This is a genomic window from Streptomyces sp. NPDC111507 (assembly GCF_055638955.1).
Window position 1 is genome coordinate 119,107 of record NZ_JBVKBU010000015.1, and the last position, 16,317, is coordinate 135,423.

A 16,317-nucleotide genomic window follows, 5' to 3' on the forward strand; every position below is an offset into this window, starting at 1 on the left:
TTACGTTCGGCGTCATGAGCGATCACGCCCTGCGGCTGCTCCGGGAGCAGCCTCACCTGGCCGAACTGGCCGCGTTCCCCTTCAACTTCGACCTGGCCCGGGCCGACCACGGCGAGGACGTCCGGCTCGCCTCGGGCGGTCCGCTGGAGGCGGTGGCGGGGGACGACACGGGCGGCACGTATTTCGTGTGCGGGGACGGCTCCGTGCTGTACGCGGACTCGGAGGGCTCCGCCGGAATCATCGGCAACAGCGTCGACGAGGCGTTGGAGGTGCTGGTCGGGCTGCCCGGCTGGCACGACCACCTGGGGCTCGCGCCGGCCGACGGCGAGGAGAAGATCCGCGCGGCGGTCGCCGAGACGGAGGAGGAGATCCGGGAGTACCACGGGATCGACGACGAGCGGACCGAGCTGCGGGCCGGTCTGGGCCTGCCCGAGCGCTCGCCCGTCGAGCTCGTCGGCCTGCTGCACGCGGCCCTGCTGCGCACCGAGCCCGACTTCCTCCTCCTGAACGCGGAGGAGGGCGGCGCGCACGACCTCCTCGACCGCCACCCCCGTCCCCCTCTGTGGGAGGCGGTCCTCGCGCGGGGCCGCACCGACCTCGCGCTGCTGCGCGAAGGCTCGGCGTGGGACGAGGTGGCCGGGGACCGGGCACGCCGGGCGCTCGCGCTGCGCGCCGCCCAGTTCGACCGGCGCGAGGGCGATCTGCCGCTGCTGCGGCATCTGCTGAGGCACGAGGCCGAGGCGTCGATGACCGACGAACTGCGGCTCGCCGCCGTCCTGGTGGGCCTGCACGGACATGCGGAGGATCTGCCGCTGCTGCACGAGGTCCGTGAGACGGACTTCGACACCTGGTGCGGACTCGGTGGGATGCCCGAGCCGGGCGCGGATCGGGCCGAGCTGCGGAGGTGGGCGCGCGACCTGGACGACTCGCTCTTCGGTACCGACCCCGCCGACGAGCCGCTGTTCACCTGGACCGGCCTCGCCCACGAACAGGGTCTGGTGGAGCTCGCCCGCGCCGCGCTGATCCGGCGGTTGGACGACATCGACTTCCGGGCGTACTGCGACGCGCGGGACAGCAAGGTCATGGAGCGCCGCGACGCCTCCCAACTGAGCTCGCTCGTCCGCGAGTTCGAGCAGTTGGGCGACACCTTCCAGGCGCTGCGCGCTCAGCGGCTGTACGTGCCTCTGCAGACCAAGGCCTGGGACCGCGTCTCGGCCCTCCTCAGGCTCGCCCGGCTGGAGCGGGAGGAGGGTCGGTTCGGCGCGGCGATACGCACGTTGACCTCGCTGCGGGACACCCTCCCCGAGCCGGACGGCGGCGTCGGCGACAGCGACGGCTCGCTGGAGCACTGGTGGCGCACCAACCTGGGCACGTACATCGTCGAGGAGCACTATGCGCTGGCCCGGACCGCGGCCACCGACCCGGCGCTAGCCGACGAGGTCCGGGCCGTCACCGTGGCCGCCGGCGAGCTCCTGGCGAGACTCTCCGGGACGGCCAGGGCGAACACGGACACCGGTGCGAACCCCGACGCCGACGTCAGTGCGGAGCCGACGCCGCCTCAGCCTTCGGCAGGCTGAACTCCGCGGCGGCTCCCACCCCCTTCGGCAGGGTGAACGACGGGGTGGCGCCTGCTGCGATCCGGGGAGTCAGGTCCGGCGGGGCTTCCGTCACCGCCCTGCCGTGCGAACTGAGCACCGGCTCCGGTACCGGCACGGTCCCGGCCTCCGCCCCGGGGAACGGGACCGCGGGGGCCCGGTCCGGCAGGAAGCCGTGGGCGCGGCGGGCCAGGTCCTCGGCGCCGTAACGGTGGCAGTCCTGGTGCCACTTCAGGATTCCGGACAGCCAGTTCTCGAGTTGCACCACATAGCCGTCCATGATGCCGCGCACCTCCGGCGAGAGCTTGAAGTCCTCGTACAGAACGGGCAGTTCGTGAGCGGCGACGTGCTGGAACTGCTCCATGCGCTGGGTCATCAGGTCATGGACGATGCCGAGGCCGGTCGGGTAGTCGCAGCCGAAGAAGTTCTGCACGACGAGGATGGCGTTGTGGACCTCGCCCTCGTACTCGATCTCCTTCTGGTACGAGAAGACGTCGTTGATCAGCATCGCGTAGTCGATGGCGGCGTTCTCCAACGACCGGACGGGACCACTCCCGTACACCTCGGGCGGGACCTTGGGGCCGTGGCCGAGGCGGCACAGGTTCAGGGTGAGGTCGGAGCCGAAGGTGGCGCGGCGCATCTCCAGGTAGTCGACCGGGTCGGGGATGCGGTGCTGGAGCTGGTTCGACAGCTCCCACACCCAGCTCTCCGTCATCTTGTCCACGTCACCACGCAGCTTGCGCCGCTCGTCCGGCGTCATCGTCGCCGCCGTGCGCTCCCACAGGTCGAGGAGGCCGTGCTCCATGGCGTTGGCCGGGACCGGGGTCGGCTCGCCGTCCATGGGCATGCAGGCCGAGAGGCGTTCGGTGGTCGTCCTGGCCGCCGCGAGGTCGCGGCGGTGTCCGAACACCAGCGGGTAGTAGTCGTCGCCGTACGTCCCCCAGGCCAGCCACTGCGAGGCGAGGTCGAGGGCCTCCTCGGTCGCGTCCGGGTGGATGCCCGCGGCGCACAGCGGAAGGTCGTACGCGTCCAGCTTGTCCTCGTCCCAGACGCCCTCCTGGAGCATGCCCTTCTCGTACATCCAGCCGGTGAGGCGGTCGCGGGCGCCGTCGAGGTGGGGGCTGAGGGTGAGCTCGAAGGGCATGTGGAAATCGGGGAGCAGGGACGGGCCGACCTTCTGGTACGGGACGTGGGTGTACCTGCGCAGCCGCTGCGCCCCGGCCGCGGAGAGCAGGGCGCCGATGTCGACGGCCGAGGTGCCGAACCCGGCGCTGCCGAGCGGCCGACTGCCCTCCACCGCCCCCTTGTTCATGTAGCGGCTGGAGCGCAGGTGCCACTCGTGGCCGCCCGACTGCCAGTCCTGGAGCCCCTGGGTGTACGCGGCGACGGCGGCGACCTGGTCCGGGGTGAGCCCCTTGTCCGCGGCGAGTGCGGGCACTTCGGTGAGGGCCGTGTGCTCGAACTGGTGCAGGCGTGAGGTGAGGATGTCGTTGACGGTCTCGGCGGCCTCCTGGGTGGTGCAGCCGAAGAAGGTCTCCAGGACGAGGATGCCGTTGCTGAGCTCGCCCTCCTCCTCGACCTCGCGCTGGTAGGAGAACAGGTCGTTGCGCAGATGGACCCCGTCGGAGAACGTCTCCATCAGCACCCGCAGCGGACGCGTCCCGGCGACGGAGGCGGGCACCTCGGCCGTCGCGTACTCCACGAGCCCCGCCGACCAGGGGGCGCCGCCCACCTTGCGGCGCATCTCGATGTACTCGACGGGGTTGGCGATCCGTCCCTCGTTGATGTTGGAGAGTTCCCACATCGACTCGTTGAGCAGGTGCTCCGTGGACACCGCGAACCGCTTGCGCCAGTCCACCGACATCGCGGGCACCGTGCGCGCCCAGAGGTCGGCGAGCCCCGCCTCGACCGGATTCTCCGGCTCCGGTACGGGGGTCGAGAGGTCGAGCGGCATGAAGAGGGGTAGCCGGTCCAGGTAGGCCTTGCCGCCGTCGCGGTCCTGGGTGCGTTTGAAGGTCTCCAGGAAGTGGTCGTCGAAGAAGAAGACCCACACGTACCAGTCGGTGATGAGCGAGAGTGCCGGGCCTTCGCAGTCGGGGTGGGTGTACGCACAGAGCAGCCCGTAGTCGTGCGCGTCGAGGTCGGACTGTTCCCAGATGCCGGAGCCCTCCAACATGCCCATCCCACGGGCCCATTCGACCGTGTGGGTGCGCGCCTCGTCGAGGTGCGGGTTCAGCCGTGCGGGATACGGCATGTAGAAGTGCGGGAGTTCGAACGGCTGCGTCATGGCCGGGCCCTACCCAGGGCCCTCCGGGGGCATCCACCGGGCGGGACATGATCACACCATCGCGTGAATTTACCCCTTTTCGAGGCAGGTGAAGTGCACGGCTGATGGCCGCTTGGCCCTCAGGCTCGCACCTGGCTCTCAGGCCCGCACCTGGATCAGGGCGTGTGTGCCGCTCGTGCGCCAGCGTCCGCCCTCGGCCGCGTCGAGGGCGGCCTCCGTGCGGGCGTCCAGGCCCACGATCACATCGGACTTGAGGGTGCGCAGGGCGGCGACCGGGCCCGGGAAGTACGCGGTGGGCTCCGCGAAGGGGGTGGTGGCGGGGTAGCGCCGGTCGCCGACCAGGCGGCGGTAGTTCAGGTCGCCCTTCACGACGGTCACATCGGCTTCGGCGAACTCACGGCGCAGGTCGTCGGGCATGTCGGCGTACGGCAGCGGGGCACAGGAGAAGGGGTGGGCCCGGACGGTGAGGCGACCGTCGGTCAGGGCCGCCCACAGCCGGTGGCCGGACTCGGCCGCCGCGCCCTTCGCGCCGATGAGGTGGCGCAGGGCGTCGACCACGTCGGCGGTCGTGGCGTCCGAGACGTAGTACGGGTACGGCTTCACGTGCAGGAGCGCCCGCCCGACGCGGCGGTGGTGGAGCAGGTGGTCGATCAGGAGCAGATCGGGGATGAGTTCCCGGCCGGAGTTGTCCGCGACCAGGCAAAGGATGCCGCCAGGGAAGAGGGACCGCAGCAACTCGCCTTCATTGGCGACCAGTTGGGCGCTGACGTCCGAGTCCTCGTCCGCGGCGGCGAGACGGAAGCCGAGGTCCGCCCGGTTGCCCCACAGCGAGCCGTGCAGCAGAGCCTCCTCCCGCTCCTCGACCGGACGCTCGGCCAGCGGGTCGAGGGCGGCGAGCTCCTCGTCGGCCTCCGGGGTGTCGAGTTCCGCGAGCTTGAAGGGGCGGAAGGGGTCGATTCCCTTCCAGGGGCCGGGGGTGAAGTAGCCGACGGCTTCGAGGAGTTGGCGGTAGAAGTAGCTCTCGGACCAGAGGAAGGGCACGTCGAACCAGGAGCGGCCTGTGTACTCCTCGGCGCCCCACCGCTCCCACTGCTCGCGGTCCGCCGCCCGCTCGCCGAGCGGTTCGATGACGCCCTCGGTGGCGTTCTTCAGCAGGGCGTCGAGCGCGCGGTGCTGCTCGGGGCCGTAGGGGAAGGCGTCCCGGACCGTCCGGATGAGGGCCGGATGCCGCTCGGCCAGCACGCTCCAGGGGAACGAGCCCGGCTCGTCGCTGAGGATCACGGGCGCGTCGGCGGGTTCAGACATGTGGCTCACGGTACCGGCCGAGCCGAAAGGGGCGGCCCACGCCGCGCGTGGGCCGCCCCTCCCCCCGTGGGCCGCGCTCAGAGGGTCAGTTTCCAGCCGTTGAGCTTGCCGGTGTCCGAGGCGGCCACGTCCTGGACGCGGAGTCTCCACGTGCCGTTCGCGGTCTCACTGGACGCGTCGACCGTGCAGGTGGTGTTGGCGTTGTCCGCGGAGTCCGAGGTGCTGGAGGACTTCAGGCGGTACGTCGAGCCGTTCGGGGCGACCAGGTCGATGACCAGGTCACTACGGTAGGTGTGGGTGATGCCGACGCCGACCTGGAGGGCGGAGGGCGCCTCGCCGGTGGCGGTCACGGTGGACGGCTGGGCGGCTGGGCGGCGGCGATCGTGGTGGTCATTCCGGCCGGCAGGGCCGCGGAGACCGCGGCGACGGACATCAGCTTCCGTCGGACTTCTCGTGAGGGGGCGGGACGCAAGGGCTTGCCTTTCGTGGCCGGCTCCGGGCGGTGAGGGGCGCGGCGGAGCAGCGGTCGAATCGCTTCGTCGTCGAAGCGGCGGGGGGCGCGGTCCAGAAGCGGCGCGGGGGCCGGCCGTACGTCGCGAGCGACCTGTCGAGGGTTGCCTGTGGGTCGGCTGTGCCTGAACGATAGGCAAAGCCCAGGCAATACGGATACAGGGGAAACCCTCGATCTGGCCGGTAACCGCCCCTCAAGGGCTCCCAGTTGGCCGGGAGTGCCCGGTTTCACCTGGCTCGCGCATCTGAACGCACGGCCCTGTGCCCCCGTACTTCACGGTGCGGCCACGCCTGCGCGCGATGCCGTACGGCCGCACCCGCCGTCCCCACCCCGCGAGGAGACCCACCGGATGACCGCACACCGCACCGCCACCGCGGCCGCTGTCGCCGTGGCGGCCCCGCTGCTTCTTCTGACGTGGGCCGTCGGTCCGGCCCAGGCGCACGGCGCGCCCACGGATCCGGTCAGCCGGGTGGTGGCCTGTTCGCCGGAAGGCGGCAGCAACACCGGTACGGCGGCCTGCAAGGCGGCGATCGCGGCGAACGGCGCGCCCTTCACCGCCTGGGACAACCTCCGGGTCGCCGGTGTGGGCGGCAGGGACCGTCAGGTGATCCCGGACGGGCAGCTGTGCAGCGGGGGTCTGCCCGCCTACAAGGGGCTGAACCTGGCCCGCGCCGACTGGCCCTCCACGCGGATGACGCCGGGTGCGACCTTCACGCTCTCCTACAGTTCGACGATTCCGCACACGGGGACCTTCAAGCTGTATCTGTCCAAGCCCGGGTACGACCCGACCAAGCCCCTCAAGTGGTCCGATCTGCCGACGAAACCGTTCGCCACCGCGACCGACCCGGCGCTGGTCAACGGCGCCTACCGGATCAAGGCCACGCTGCCCTCCGACCGGACCGGCCGGCAGATGCTGTACACGATCTGGCAGAACACGAGCACGAGCGACACGTACTACTCATGCTCGGACGTGGTCTTCCCGGCCGCGAGCGGCGGCGGGGCCGCCACGCCGACGACCGCGTCTCCCGCGCGTACGACACCGACGGCGAAGGGGACGGCTCAGCCCAGCCAGGAGCCGACCGCGACCACGGTCAGCCCCACCGACCGGTCACCGTCGCCCGCCCCGGAGACCACCGCGGCGACGACGGAGGTGACCGCGCCCGACCATCTCGCACCGGCCGCGGACAGCTCGTCCGGCGGCAGCAACACGCTCCCCCTCGTCGCCGGGGCGGGGGGAGCGGTCGCGTTCCTGCTCACCGCGGGTGTCGCCATCACGCTGCGACGCCGTCGGTGACCGGCCGTCCGGGTCGGGTCGGTTCCGGCTCGGGTCAGTTGACGGTGACCGCCGGGCTGCCCGACTGGGTGGTGTCGGAGACGGGCGCGTACTTCGCGGTGAAGTAGCCGCTGCTGAAGCAGAGCGAGGAGCCCGAGGACTTCGCGAACGCCTGGTTGGTGAAGGTGATGCTGTTGTCGGTGTTGCTCGCCGTGCCGGTCAGGCTGGGCGCCTGGTAGACGCAGTTGATGCTGCCCAGCAGGGTGCGCAGCACGACGGTGGTCTGGATGGTGGAGCCGGCGGCCGGGGTCACGGTGACCGTGCCGCCGGAGGCGACCGTGGTGGTGTACGGGAGGTTGTTGACCGTGACACTGGTGACGCCGAGCACGCCGATGACATTGCTGGTGCAACTGCCGAAAGTGTGGGCGCTGAGGGACTCGGTGGCCGTGCCGGGTGCCGTCGGGTTGTCGGTGACGGAGGCGGTGAAGGTCGACGCGGCACAGGAGACACCGCTCGTGCCGGTCGCGCTGGAGTAGAGCGTGGCGGCGGTGCCGCTCGCCAGTGAGGCGGTGAGGACGTCACCGGTGGCGACGGCTGCTCCGCCGGCGGTGAGCACGGGGGTGTCGTCCGCGGAGGCGGGGGCGATCGCGGAGACCGAGAGCGCGGCGGCGGTACCGAGGAGGGCGAGCAGGGATCGAGTGCGCATGGGGGTGCCTCTTTCTCAGACGGGGGTGCGGGTGGGTACGAGGTCGTCGCGGGCATGCGGTCACCGGCGGACCGCTGCCGGTCCGTGACGCCTTCTCCTTACGTCACGGACCGGCAGCGGAAGCCGGGCGACCGGACACGGCTCAGGGGGGAAAGTGCCGTGCCGGTGCCGCGGGGGGAGGTGGTTTCGGGGTTGGAGCGCACCGCACGTTCAGACATGCCACGGCCGCCCCGCGAGGAGCGGGGGGTCCAGGAGGTGGCGTACGTGCCGCGCATCGGATCCGGCGCCACGGATCCAAGGGAAACCATGCAGAGTTCTAGACCTGATGAATGGTCAACGTCAAGGCGTAGTAAGGAAGTTGAAGGTCAACGCGGCCTCAAGAACGACGCGGCGGCCGACCCGGCCACGAGCGCGTCGCGGGACCGAGACCGAGGTCAGCACGGCCAGGCCTCCACAGTTGGCACACAATCAACATCCCTTTGCCACATGTCTCTTGACCCACGAATGTAACCCCCGGTAACTTCCATGTCGGCTACTGCTGCGTAACGAGAAAGCCCTTGCGACCGCCGGGAGTTGTGAGGAGGCGTGCGCGGCAGCCGCTGTCCGCGCCAGGACAACGTGCCCGTTGAAGCCCCACCTGCATGACTATGTCCAGGGAGCAGAACATGGCCTCGTCCTCGGACGCCACGGCGTCCACCGATTCGACCCCCGAGAACGAAAGCGGTTCCGGCAGACGCGGGCGGGTCCGCCTGCGCCGCGCCGCGGTGATGGCGGTGCCTGCCACCGCGGTCGCCGCGGGACTGATGATCCTCACCGCCCAGGGCGCTCTGGGGGTGCAGTTCGCCATCTCCGGCATGCCGTTCACCGTCACGGCCACCGAACTCAACGGCACCGGCTTCGAGCAGTTCGGCAACCTCGACAACATGGCCGACGGCAGCCCGAACGCCGGCGACACCGGCGGCCAGGTCCTCGTCATCACCTCCGCGATCAAGAACGCGACGCTCACCAAGCTGTGCCAGAGCGTCGACCTGGGCGGTACGAACCTGGTCATCACCGCGGGCGGTGGCACGGACAAGGTCCAGGCGACCAATCTGACGACCGACTCGACCGAGCTGTCGGGCGACGCGGCCTTCAACAACATCGAGATCGGCAACGACGCGAGCACGCTCGACAAGGCCGGGGTCCAGGGGAACAAGGGCGTCTTCAGCCAGCAGGCCGACACCGTCCACATCGGGAACCTGCGGCAGACCAACTACGCCACCACGGCGGCCGTGTTCAAGCTTCCCGGTCTCAAGCTCCGCTTCAGCGACTCGGGCTGCTGATGTCGACCGTCCAGGATCTGCGGTCCGGCTTCCGGCAGTGGCGTGCGGACCGCCCCTTCTGGGGCGGGCTGCTGCTCACCCTGGGCGGGGCGGAGATCCTCCTCACCGAGAAGGCGTCCCTGAAGGTCGTCATGCACATCGGGATGCAGGGCATGGCGGGCTATCTGCTGCCGACGGTCATGATCCTGTGCGGTCTGCTGATCCTCTTCAACCCGACGCAGCGCCTCTTCTACTCCCTGCTCGGCATCCTCCTGTCCCTCGGCACCTGGCTCACCTCCAACCTCGGCGGCTTCTTCATCGGCCTCCTGCTCGGAGCGACCGGCAGTTGCCTGGCCTTCGGCTGGCTTCCCCAGCAGGAGCCGCGCAAGCGGCGTCTGCTGCGCAGGCGCCGCCGGCAGCAGATGGCGACCGAGGCGTAGGAAAAGCGAAACGGAAGGGGTCCGCCCCGGCCGAGCTCAGGGCAATGGGCGGCCGGGGCGGGAGCTGTGACGGTACGGCTCCAGGAGGCGGACTGTCCTCCAACTTGCTTGTACGCGCAGGGAATTTGCCCTCGCACGCAGTGGATACCGGACGGTCGCGTCGGGGGACGCCACCCTCGCGTAGCGTGACACGCCGTACCGACATCCGAGCGCCAGGGAGGCTTCCGATGGGAATCCCGAGTCCCTTGACGGGCAACCCGAGCCCCTTGGTGGTGGACGCGACGGGCCGTGACATCCACGCGGAGGCGGCCCGCATCCGCGCGCGCGGACCGGCGACCCGTGTCGCCCTGCCCGATGGCGTCGAGGCCTGGGCGGTCAGCAGCCCCGAGCTGCTCAAACGGCTGCTCCTGGACCCAAGGGTGTCCAAGGACCCGCGCCGGCACTGGCCCGCCTGGATCAACGGGGAGATCTCCCCCGAGTGGCCGCTGTTCACCTGGGTCGCGGTGCAGAACATGTTCACCGCGTACGGCGGCGACCACAGGCGGCTGCGGACCCTCGTCTCCACGGCGTTCACGGCCCGCCGCACGGCCGCGCTGCAACCCAGGATCGAGGAGATCACCTCCGGCCTCCTCGACCGCATCGCCGAGGCCGGCCGGCACGGCGAAGTCGTCGATCTGCGCGAGGAGTTCTGCTATCCGATCCCCATCCAGGTGATCAGCGAACTCTTCGGACTGCCCGAGGACAAGCGGGCGGACCTCAGGGACCTGGTGGACAGCATCTTCCACACCTCCGCGCAGCCCGAGGAGGTGACGGGCAACTACGCCAGGCTGTACGCCGTACTGGGTGAACTGGTCGCCGAGAAGCGGGAGTCGCCCGGCGACGACCTGACCTCCGACCTCATCGCGTCCCGCGACGAGGGCGACGGCCGGCTGAGCGAGCAGGAGCTGCTCGACACGCTGGTCCTGATGGTCAGCGCCGGTCACGAGACCACGGTCAACCTCATCGACAACGCCGTGCACGCCCTGCTCACCCACCCCGAGCAGCTCGCCCACCTCCGTGCCGGACGCGCCACCTGGGACGACCTGATCGAGGAGACCCTGCGGGTCGAGGCGCCCGTCGCGAGCCTGCCGCTGCGCTACGCCGTGGAGGACCTCGACCTCGCCGAGCTGGGCGGTCCTGACGGCACGGTGATCGGCCGGGGCGAGGCGATCCTCGCCGCGTACGCCGCCGCCGGACGCGATCCCGAGCGCCACGGCAAGGACGCCGACCTCTTCGACGTCACCCGGGCGGACAAGGAGCACCTCGCCTTCGGACACGGAGTCCACCGCTGCCTCGGCGCCCCGCTGGGCCGCCTGGAGGCCCGCATCGCCCTCCCCGCCCTCTTCGACCGCTTCCCCGACCTCCGGCTCGCCGTACCGGCATCGGATCTGGAGCCGGTGGACTCCTTCATCTCCAACGGCCACCGCACCCTGCCCGCCCGGATCCGCTAGCGGCCGGCGCTCACTCGCCGCGCCACCAGGACAGGAGTCGGGTCCAGCCGCTGCGCGGGCGGTCGGGCTGCGGAGCGGGAGGCTCGGTCACCAGAGCCGGGAGAGGGCTCGCGTACGACTGCCGCTCGCCTTCGGGCCGTTGGACCGCCGTGGTGGGCGGGAAACGTACGGGCAGCGCTGCCAGCGCGCGGTGGAAGGGGCCGGGCCGCCAGGACAACTCCCCCAGCGCCACACCCAGTTCGACATCCGGGAGGCGGTCGAGGAGCTTCTCCACCGCGGCCGTCGCGATCAGCCGGGCCGGGCTCTGCGCCGGGCAGTTGTGGGGTCCCGCGCTCCACGCCAAGTGGGCCCGGTTGCCCGCCCGTTGATCGGCCGTGAGGGCGGGATCGGTGTTGGCCGCGGCGAGACTGACGACCAGCGGATCGCCGGCGCGCAGCACCGCTCCCTCGTACACGACGTCGTGCAGCGGATAGTGCACGGCGTAGTTGGCGATCGGCGGATCGGTCCACAGCACCTCGTCGAGGGCGTCCTCCACCGGGAGGCTGCCGCCGGACAGGTCGCCCGCGAACCGTTCGTCGGACAGCAGCAGCCGCAGGCTGTTCGCGATCAGGTTCTGCTGGGGCTCTGTGCCGGCGCCCATCAGCACCACGAGGGTGTGGATCATCTCCTCGTCGGTGAGGTCCGCGGGGTGCGCCATCAGCCAGGACGTCATGTCCTGACCGGGGTTGCCCCGCTTCAGCGCGACCAGGTCGAGCAGGGTGCTGGTCAGCAGTTCGTCGGCCCTCTCCGCGTCCACCCCGTCGAAGATCCCGGACATGCCCTCGACCAGCCGGACCCCGTACTCGGCCGGGCAGCCGAAGAGGTGGTTGAAGACCAGCAGCGGCAGGACCTGCGCGTACTCGCCGAGCAGGTCCGCCGTGCCGAGCGGCGCGAAGCGGTCGATGAGGGTGTCGGCGCTGCGCTCCACATAGCCGCGCAGGGTGTTCGGATCGACGAGCGCGAGGCTGTCGGTGATCGCGCCGCGCAGCCTCTCGTGCTGCTCACCGTCGGTGAACAGCGCGTTGGGCCGGTACATCATCATCGGCACGACCGGGCTGTCCGGCGGAACGGTCCCGTCGGCGAGGTCGCGCCAGCGGCGGGGGTCCTTGGAGAAGGTCTCCGGAGTGCGCAGGACGTGCAGGGCGGCGTCGTAGGAGGTGACGAGGGTGGCCCTGACGCCGGGTGCGAGCTCGACGGGTGCGGTCGGTCCCGCCGTACGCAGCCGCCGGTAGACGGCGGCGGGGTCGGCCGCGAACCCGGGCCCGTACAGGGGCTCGTGCGCCGGGCAGCCGGGCGGTGGCCCGGACGGTGGCGACGGGGACGGTGGCGGTACGGGCGGTGGTGGTTCGGAGGTCACACGGGCTCCAGTTCGCCGCTGCGGGTCATCAGGTACTCGACGAGGGCGATCAGCGCCTCGGTGGACGAGACCCGGTCGCGGGCGTCGCAGCGCACGAGCGGGGTCGAGGGCAGCAGGTCGAGGGCCTCGCGCACCTCGTCCAGGTCGTGCGCCGCGGAGGCGGCGTCGAAGTCGTTGAGGGCGACGGCGTAGGGCAGGCCCAGCTCCTCCAGTACGCCCATGACGTCGAAGGACTCGGACAGCCGCCGGGTGTCGGCCAGCACCAGCGCGCCGAGCGCTCCGCTGGTCATGTCCTTCCAGAGTTCGGTGAAGCGGTGCTGTCCGGGCGTGCCGAAGAGGTAGAGCACCAGGGCGTCGCTGAGGGTGAGGCGGCCGAAGTCGAGGGCGACGGTGGTGGTCGTCTTCTCCCTCGAACCGGCGAGGTCGTCGACGCGTGCGCCCGCCTCGGTCATCACCTCCTCGGTGCGCAGCGGCCGGATCTCGGAGAGCGCGCCGACGAACGTGGTCTTGCCGACCGCGAAGTGGCCCACGATCAGGAGTTTGACCGCGGTTCGCACACCCGGGCCGAGGTGGACGTCGTCAGAGGCGGGCGCGGAGCCCATCCAGTACCTCCTGGAGGATGCGGGCGTCGGAGAGACGGGCGGCCGGTACCGGCGCCCGGGTGACGAGGTGACCGCTGTCCATGAGGTCGGCGATCAGTACTTTGGTGACGCTGACCGGGAGTTCCAGATGACCGGCCACCTCGGCGACCGACAGCGCTCCGGGCCGGCACAGCTCCATCAGCCGGCGCTTCTCCGGGTTCAGCCCCGTCAGCGGCAGGTCGTCGGCGGCGATCAGCAGGGTGACGAGGTCAAGGGTGTTCCGGGAGGGGTGGGCGCGGCCGTCCGTGACGACGTACGACCGCACCAGCCTCCCGCCCGGCCGGCGCCCCGGCGTCATGCCGGGCTGCCGGTGTCCTGCCGGGCCGGGCTGGTCAGCTCCTTGCCGAGCCGGTCGACCAACTTGTGCATGCGGTAGGTGACCGCCTCCATGTCCACGTTCTCGCCGGTGGACACCGCGAGGTGGGCGCCCTGCCCGGCGGCGACGAGGAAGACGTATCCGTGCGCGAACTCGATCAGGGTCTGCCGCCACGGGGCGGTCGCGCTGCCGCAGAACTCGGCGGTGCTGCGGCTGATCGACTGCACCCCGGACAGGCCCGCGGCCAGCCGCTCCGCGTCGTCGCGGCCGATGTCCGCGGAGTGGGCCCGGAGCATGCCGTCGGCGGACAGCAGGATGGCGTGTCGCGCCTCCGGCACCTTCAGGACCTCGTCGAGCATCCACCCCAGCTCGTTGGTCATGGGCGCGATCATCCCTGTGTGTTCCCTTCGGATTCGTGGGGGGCTTCGATGTCGTGGGGGGCTTCGGCCGCGGTACGTGAGGAGGGCGCGGTGTCCTGCCCGGCCCGCGCGGACTCCGTGTCCTGCTCGGCCCGCGCGGAGCGGGTGCCGCGCGCGAACGCGCCCATGCGCCGGGCGTTCTCCTCCGCGGAGCGGCCCACGCTCTCCTCGGCCGGTGCGGCCGGCGCGGCTGGTTCGCCCGGTGCCGCCGGGGGCTGTGCGGCGGCGGGCGGGGATACGGGTGCGCGGCGGCGCCGCTTGGGCAGTCCGCCGGCGGTCGTCGCCTCCGCGGGCCCGCTCGTCCGGGCCGTACGACGGGGCGTGCGCGCCGGTTCCCTCGGCGGTGGGGGCTCCTGGACCGGGTCGGCATGGGTGAGCAGCGCGGCCGGTACGAAGACCACGGCGCGGACGCCGCCGTACGGCGAGCGGGTGTCCACGGAGACACTGAACCCGTAGCGGGCGGCGAGGACGCCGATGACGGCGAAGCCGAACTGGGGCGGGTCGTCGAGGCGGGTGACGTCCACCGCGCGGCGGCCGGTCAGCAGCGCGGCTGCGTGCTCGGACCCGCGGCTGTCCATGCCGACGCCCGCGTCGTCGATGACCACGACGGCGCCGTTGTGCACCGCCTGGACGCCGACCTCGACCGTGGTGTTGGGCTGCGAGTGGCGCGCGGCGTTGTCCAGGAGTTCGGCGACGGCGAGGACGACCGGTTCGACGGCCCGGCTCTCGACGGCGATGTCGGCCTGTCCGTTGATGCGGATGCGCCGGTAGTCGCGGATGCGGGAGGTCGCGCCGCGGACCACCTCGATGAGCGGTGAGGTGGCTCGTTGGCGTCCTGGCCAGGATCCGCAGAGTACGGCGATGGCCTGTGCGCGACGGCCGAACTGGGCGTTGGTGTGGTCGATCTCGAGCAGGTCGCGCAGCACGTCGGGGTGGTCGTGGCGGTCCTGCATCTCCGAGATGGACACCTGCTGCTCGTTGGCGAGAGCCTGGATGGAGCGCATCGACGCCTTGAGGGCGGCCTTCGCGGACTGGTCGGCGCGGGCCTGTGCGTGCCGCACGGCGTCGGAGAACCGCTCCAGGAGGCCGTCGAGGCACTTCGCGAAGTCGGTGTCGGCCAGCCGCGCGTCGAGGAGGCCCACTGCGGGGAGGGCCGGTGCGGGCGGGGACGAACCGGCCGCGGGCAGGGTCTGACCTGGTGCGGAGAGAGGGTGCCCCGTCACGGCGAGGTGGTGCCCCGTCGCGGAGGCGGGCTGGTGCGGGGCGCTTTCGAGCGCGGGCAGGCGGACCGCGACCAGGTGGCGCAGCTCCTCGTCCCGGGCCCGCAGCGCGTCCGCGAGCTCGGCGCTCCGGCCGCGCTGCCGTCCCGTGATCCCGCGCTGGCGCACCAGCAGCACGATGACGGCGAGCAGCCCGGCGGCCAGGCACCAGAACGCCGCCTCCGGTATCCGTTCGGTCATGAAGTCCTCAATGGCATATGCAAGTTGACGGGTCGCACGACCCTAGCCGCCCGCCCGTACAAGCGCTTGCCGTCGCGCGCAAGGAAGTTGCCGTGGGGCGCACGGACTGTATGCACTAGGCTGACATGGAGTAACTACCGCTCGCTGCACGGGAGTTGAGGGTGTCTTTGCCCGCGGAAAGCTACATCGTGGAAACACGGACGACCGCGGAGGTGGATCCGCGCGAGCGGGCCGACTTCTGGAGCGAGCACGTCGGGTCCTACCAGTCCAGCATGGGCTACCGGTACGCGCGCACCGACGACTTCCGTGGCACCACGGTCCGCCAGCGCACCGAGCGCTATCAGCTCGTCAAGTTCTGGTCGGACGAGGTCGCGTACAGCAGGACCGCCCGCCAGGTCCGCCAGGACCCCGACGAGGACTACCGATTACTGCTGCCGCTCAGCGGGGAGATCGTGCTGCGGCAGGACGGCCAGGAGGCCCGGCTGACACCGGGCACCGGCACCCTCGTCAGCTTCGGGGCGCCCTTCGAGTGCCTCCAGGACGCCTCGACGCACGCGTTCGTCCTCACCATCCCCGCGCGCGAGATGGACGGCCCGCTGAACCGCAAGTCGCCGCTGGCCACCGGGATCGATCTGCGCAGGGGGCTCGGCCGGGTGGTGAGCTCCATGATCGGCGACCTGCACGCGGAGCGGGAGCACCTCACCGACCCGCACTTCAACGCCGTCTCCGACCGTGTCGTCGAGCTGCTGTGCATGCTCACCCTCGGCGACGACCGCCCCGACGGGGCGGGCCAACTCACCGACGTGGAGACGATGGTCCGCCGCTACGTCCGTGAACACGCCGCCGACCCGGGTCTCACCGGTACGTCCATGGCGCACACGCTCGGCTGGTCCCTGCGTCAGATCCAGCTGGCCCTGCAGCGCGCCGGCACCACTCCGCGCGAGCTCATTCGCGAGGAGCGGCTGCGGCTGGTGCGTGAGCGTCTCCAGTGCGGCGACTGCGAGCACCTGACCATCACCGATCTGGCCTTCGCCTCGGGGTTCTCCTCGGCGAGTGCGCTGAGTACGGCGTTTCGGCAGCGGTACGGGGTGAGTCCGCGGGAGATGCGGTCCGGGGGGCGGCGGCCGTGACGCCGTGGTGCGGCCGGCGCCCCGGGCCGCGCCCCTGAAAGCAGAGC

The 16,317-nt window shown here is 71.2% G+C and carries 14 protein-coding genes and 1 pseudogene; 6 read left to right on the top strand and 9 right to left on the bottom strand.

Features of this window, described 5'->3' with window-relative positions; genetic code table 11:
• Window positions 1-14: 14 nt before the first annotated feature.
• Entirely contained in the window at window positions 15-1,577 is a 1,563-nt protein-coding gene (locus ACZ7M2_RS40395) for a hypothetical protein (protein WP_471599561.1), read from the top strand.
• On the opposite strand, the gene cyc2 is transcribed toward ACZ7M2_RS40395, so the two are convergent.
• The 3 genes and pseudogenes from cyc2 to ACZ7M2_RS40410 form a co-directional block, all read right to left on the bottom strand.
• Window positions 1,537-3,882 carry a germacradienol/geosmin synthase Cyc2 gene (gene cyc2, locus ACZ7M2_RS40400; protein WP_471599562.1) on the bottom strand — a complete coding sequence of 782 codons (2,346 nt, stop codon included), beginning with the start codon at window positions 3,880-3,882 and terminating at the stop codon, window positions 1,537-1,539. The two genes, ACZ7M2_RS40395 and cyc2, sit on opposite strands and share 41 nt — an antisense overlap.
• A 138-nt stretch (window positions 3,883-4,020) precedes the next feature.
• Window positions 4,021-5,187: a damage-control phosphatase ARMT1 family protein gene (locus tag ACZ7M2_RS40405; protein ID WP_471599563.1), complete on the bottom strand. Its 1,167-nt coding sequence runs from the start codon at window positions 5,185-5,187 to the stop codon at window positions 4,021-4,023.
• Window positions 5,188-5,264: 77 nt separating this feature from the next.
• Window positions 5,265-5,528, bottom strand: a pseudogene (locus tag ACZ7M2_RS40410) (proprotein convertase P-domain-containing protein); the annotation flags it as partial.
• Window positions 5,529-6,047: 519 nt separating this feature from the next.
• Between ACZ7M2_RS40410 and ACZ7M2_RS40415 the strand changes: the two are divergent.
• Window positions 6,048-6,992: a lytic polysaccharide monooxygenase auxiliary activity family 9 protein gene (locus ACZ7M2_RS40415; RefSeq protein ID WP_471599564.1), complete on the top strand. Its 945-nt coding sequence runs from the start codon at window positions 6,048-6,050 to the stop codon at window positions 6,990-6,992.
• A gap of 34 nt (window positions 6,993-7,026) precedes the next feature.
• On the opposite strand, the gene ACZ7M2_RS40420 is transcribed toward ACZ7M2_RS40415, so the two are convergent.
• Window positions 7,027-7,677, bottom strand: coding sequence for a Tat pathway signal sequence domain protein (locus ACZ7M2_RS40420; RefSeq protein WP_351426005.1), 651 nt, complete (start codon window positions 7,675-7,677; stop codon window positions 7,027-7,029).
• A gap of 665 nt (window positions 7,678-8,342) precedes the next feature.
• Between ACZ7M2_RS40420 and ACZ7M2_RS40425 the strand changes: the two genes are divergently transcribed.
• From ACZ7M2_RS40425 to ACZ7M2_RS40435, 3 genes are all read left to right on the top strand, one after another.
• Window positions 8,343-8,999 carry a DUF6230 family protein gene (locus ACZ7M2_RS40425; protein WP_054236784.1) on the top strand — a complete coding sequence of 219 codons (657 nt, stop codon included), beginning with the start codon at window positions 8,343-8,345 and terminating at the stop codon, window positions 8,997-8,999.
• On the top strand, window positions 8,999-9,418 hold the full coding sequence (locus tag ACZ7M2_RS40430; protein ID WP_403701027.1) for a DUF6114 domain-containing protein: 420 nt from the start codon (window positions 8,999-9,001) through the stop codon (window positions 9,416-9,418). Before ACZ7M2_RS40425 ends, ACZ7M2_RS40430 begins: the two co-directional genes overlap by 1 nt.
• Window positions 9,419-9,645: 227 nt before the next feature.
• A complete protein-coding gene (locus ACZ7M2_RS40435) occupies window positions 9,646-10,908 on the top strand; it encodes a cytochrome P450 family protein (RefSeq protein WP_471599565.1) in 1,263 nt (420 codons plus the stop codon).
• A 10-nt stretch (window positions 10,909-10,918) separates the two neighbouring features.
• Here the strand turns inward: ACZ7M2_RS40435 and ACZ7M2_RS40440 are convergent, their stop codons facing one another.
• The 5 genes from ACZ7M2_RS40440 to ACZ7M2_RS40460 all read right to left on the bottom strand — a co-directional run bounded on the left by ACZ7M2_RS40440 (window position 10,919) and on the right by ACZ7M2_RS40460 (window position 15,140).
• Complete coding sequence (locus tag ACZ7M2_RS40440; RefSeq protein ID WP_471599641.1) at window positions 10,919-12,217, bottom strand: cytochrome P450; 1,299 nt, start codon at window positions 12,215-12,217, stop codon at window positions 10,919-10,921.
• A gap of 83 nt (window positions 12,218-12,300) precedes the next feature.
• Window positions 12,301-12,906, bottom strand: coding sequence for a GTP-binding protein (locus ACZ7M2_RS40445; protein ID WP_120985597.1), 606 nt, complete (start codon window positions 12,904-12,906; stop codon window positions 12,301-12,303).
• Window positions 12,884-13,243, bottom strand: coding sequence for a DUF742 domain-containing protein (locus ACZ7M2_RS40450; protein ID WP_054236780.1), 360 nt, complete (start codon window positions 13,241-13,243; stop codon window positions 12,884-12,886). The genes ACZ7M2_RS40445 and ACZ7M2_RS40450 overlap by 23 nt, the downstream gene beginning before the upstream one ends.
• Window positions 13,240-13,653, bottom strand: a complete 414-nt coding sequence (locus ACZ7M2_RS40455) for a roadblock/LC7 domain-containing protein (RefSeq protein ID WP_067375890.1) — start codon at window positions 13,651-13,653, stop codon at window positions 13,240-13,242. Before ACZ7M2_RS40455 ends, ACZ7M2_RS40450 begins: the two co-directional genes overlap by 4 nt.
• Window positions 13,650-15,140 (bottom strand): ATP-binding protein, encoded by a 1,491-nt coding sequence (locus ACZ7M2_RS40460; RefSeq protein ID WP_471599566.1) that lies wholly within the window; start codon window positions 15,138-15,140, stop codon window positions 13,650-13,652. Before ACZ7M2_RS40460 ends, ACZ7M2_RS40455 begins: the two co-directional genes overlap by 4 nt.
• A gap of 188 nt (window positions 15,141-15,328) precedes the next feature.
• Here ACZ7M2_RS40460 and ACZ7M2_RS40465 point away from each other — a divergent pair, with 188 nt between their 5' ends.
• Window positions 15,329-16,270: an AraC family transcriptional regulator gene (locus ACZ7M2_RS40465; protein ID WP_471599567.1), complete on the top strand. Its 942-nt coding sequence runs from the start codon at window positions 15,329-15,331 to the stop codon at window positions 16,268-16,270.
• Window positions 16,271-16,317 lie beyond the last annotated feature (47 nt).

What these genes read in the sequence shown, in the direction of transcription:
- ACZ7M2_RS40395 (WP_471599561.1), top strand. Translation starts at nt 15, where the DNA reads ATGAGCGATCACGCCCTGCGGCTGCTCCGGGAGCAGCCTCACCTGGCC.
- cyc2 (WP_471599562.1), bottom strand. Translation starts at nt 3,882, where the DNA reads ATGACGCAGCCGTTCGAACTCCCGCACTTCTACATGCCGTATCCCGCA.
- ACZ7M2_RS40405 (WP_471599563.1), bottom strand. Translation starts at nt 5,187, where the DNA reads ATGTCTGAACCCGCCGACGCGCCCGTGATCCTCAGCGACGAGCCGGGC.
- ACZ7M2_RS40415 (WP_471599564.1), top strand. Translation starts at nt 6,048, where the DNA reads ATGACCGCACACCGCACCGCCACCGCGGCCGCTGTCGCCGTGGCGGCC.
- ACZ7M2_RS40420 (WP_351426005.1), bottom strand. Translation starts at nt 7,677, where the DNA reads ATGCGCACTCGATCCCTGCTCGCCCTCCTCGGTACCGCCGCCGCGCTC.
- ACZ7M2_RS40425 (WP_054236784.1), top strand. Translation starts at nt 8,343, where the DNA reads ATGGCCTCGTCCTCGGACGCCACGGCGTCCACCGATTCGACCCCCGAG.
- ACZ7M2_RS40430 (WP_403701027.1), top strand. Translation starts at nt 8,999, where the DNA reads ATGTCGACCGTCCAGGATCTGCGGTCCGGCTTCCGGCAGTGGCGTGCG.
- ACZ7M2_RS40435 (WP_471599565.1), top strand. Translation starts at nt 9,646, where the DNA reads ATGGGAATCCCGAGTCCCTTGACGGGCAACCCGAGCCCCTTGGTGGTG.
- ACZ7M2_RS40445 (WP_120985597.1), bottom strand. Translation starts at nt 12,906, where the DNA reads ATGGGCTCCGCGCCCGCCTCTGACGACGTCCACCTCGGCCCGGGTGTG.
- ACZ7M2_RS40450 (WP_054236780.1), bottom strand. Translation starts at nt 13,243, where the DNA reads ATGACGCCGGGGCGCCGGCCGGGCGGGAGGCTGGTGCGGTCGTACGTC.
- ACZ7M2_RS40455 (WP_067375890.1), bottom strand. Translation starts at nt 13,653, where the DNA reads ATGATCGCGCCCATGACCAACGAGCTGGGGTGGATGCTCGACGAGGTC.
- ACZ7M2_RS40460 (WP_471599566.1), bottom strand. Translation starts at nt 15,140, where the DNA reads ATGACCGAACGGATACCGGAGGCGGCGTTCTGGTGCCTGGCCGCCGGG.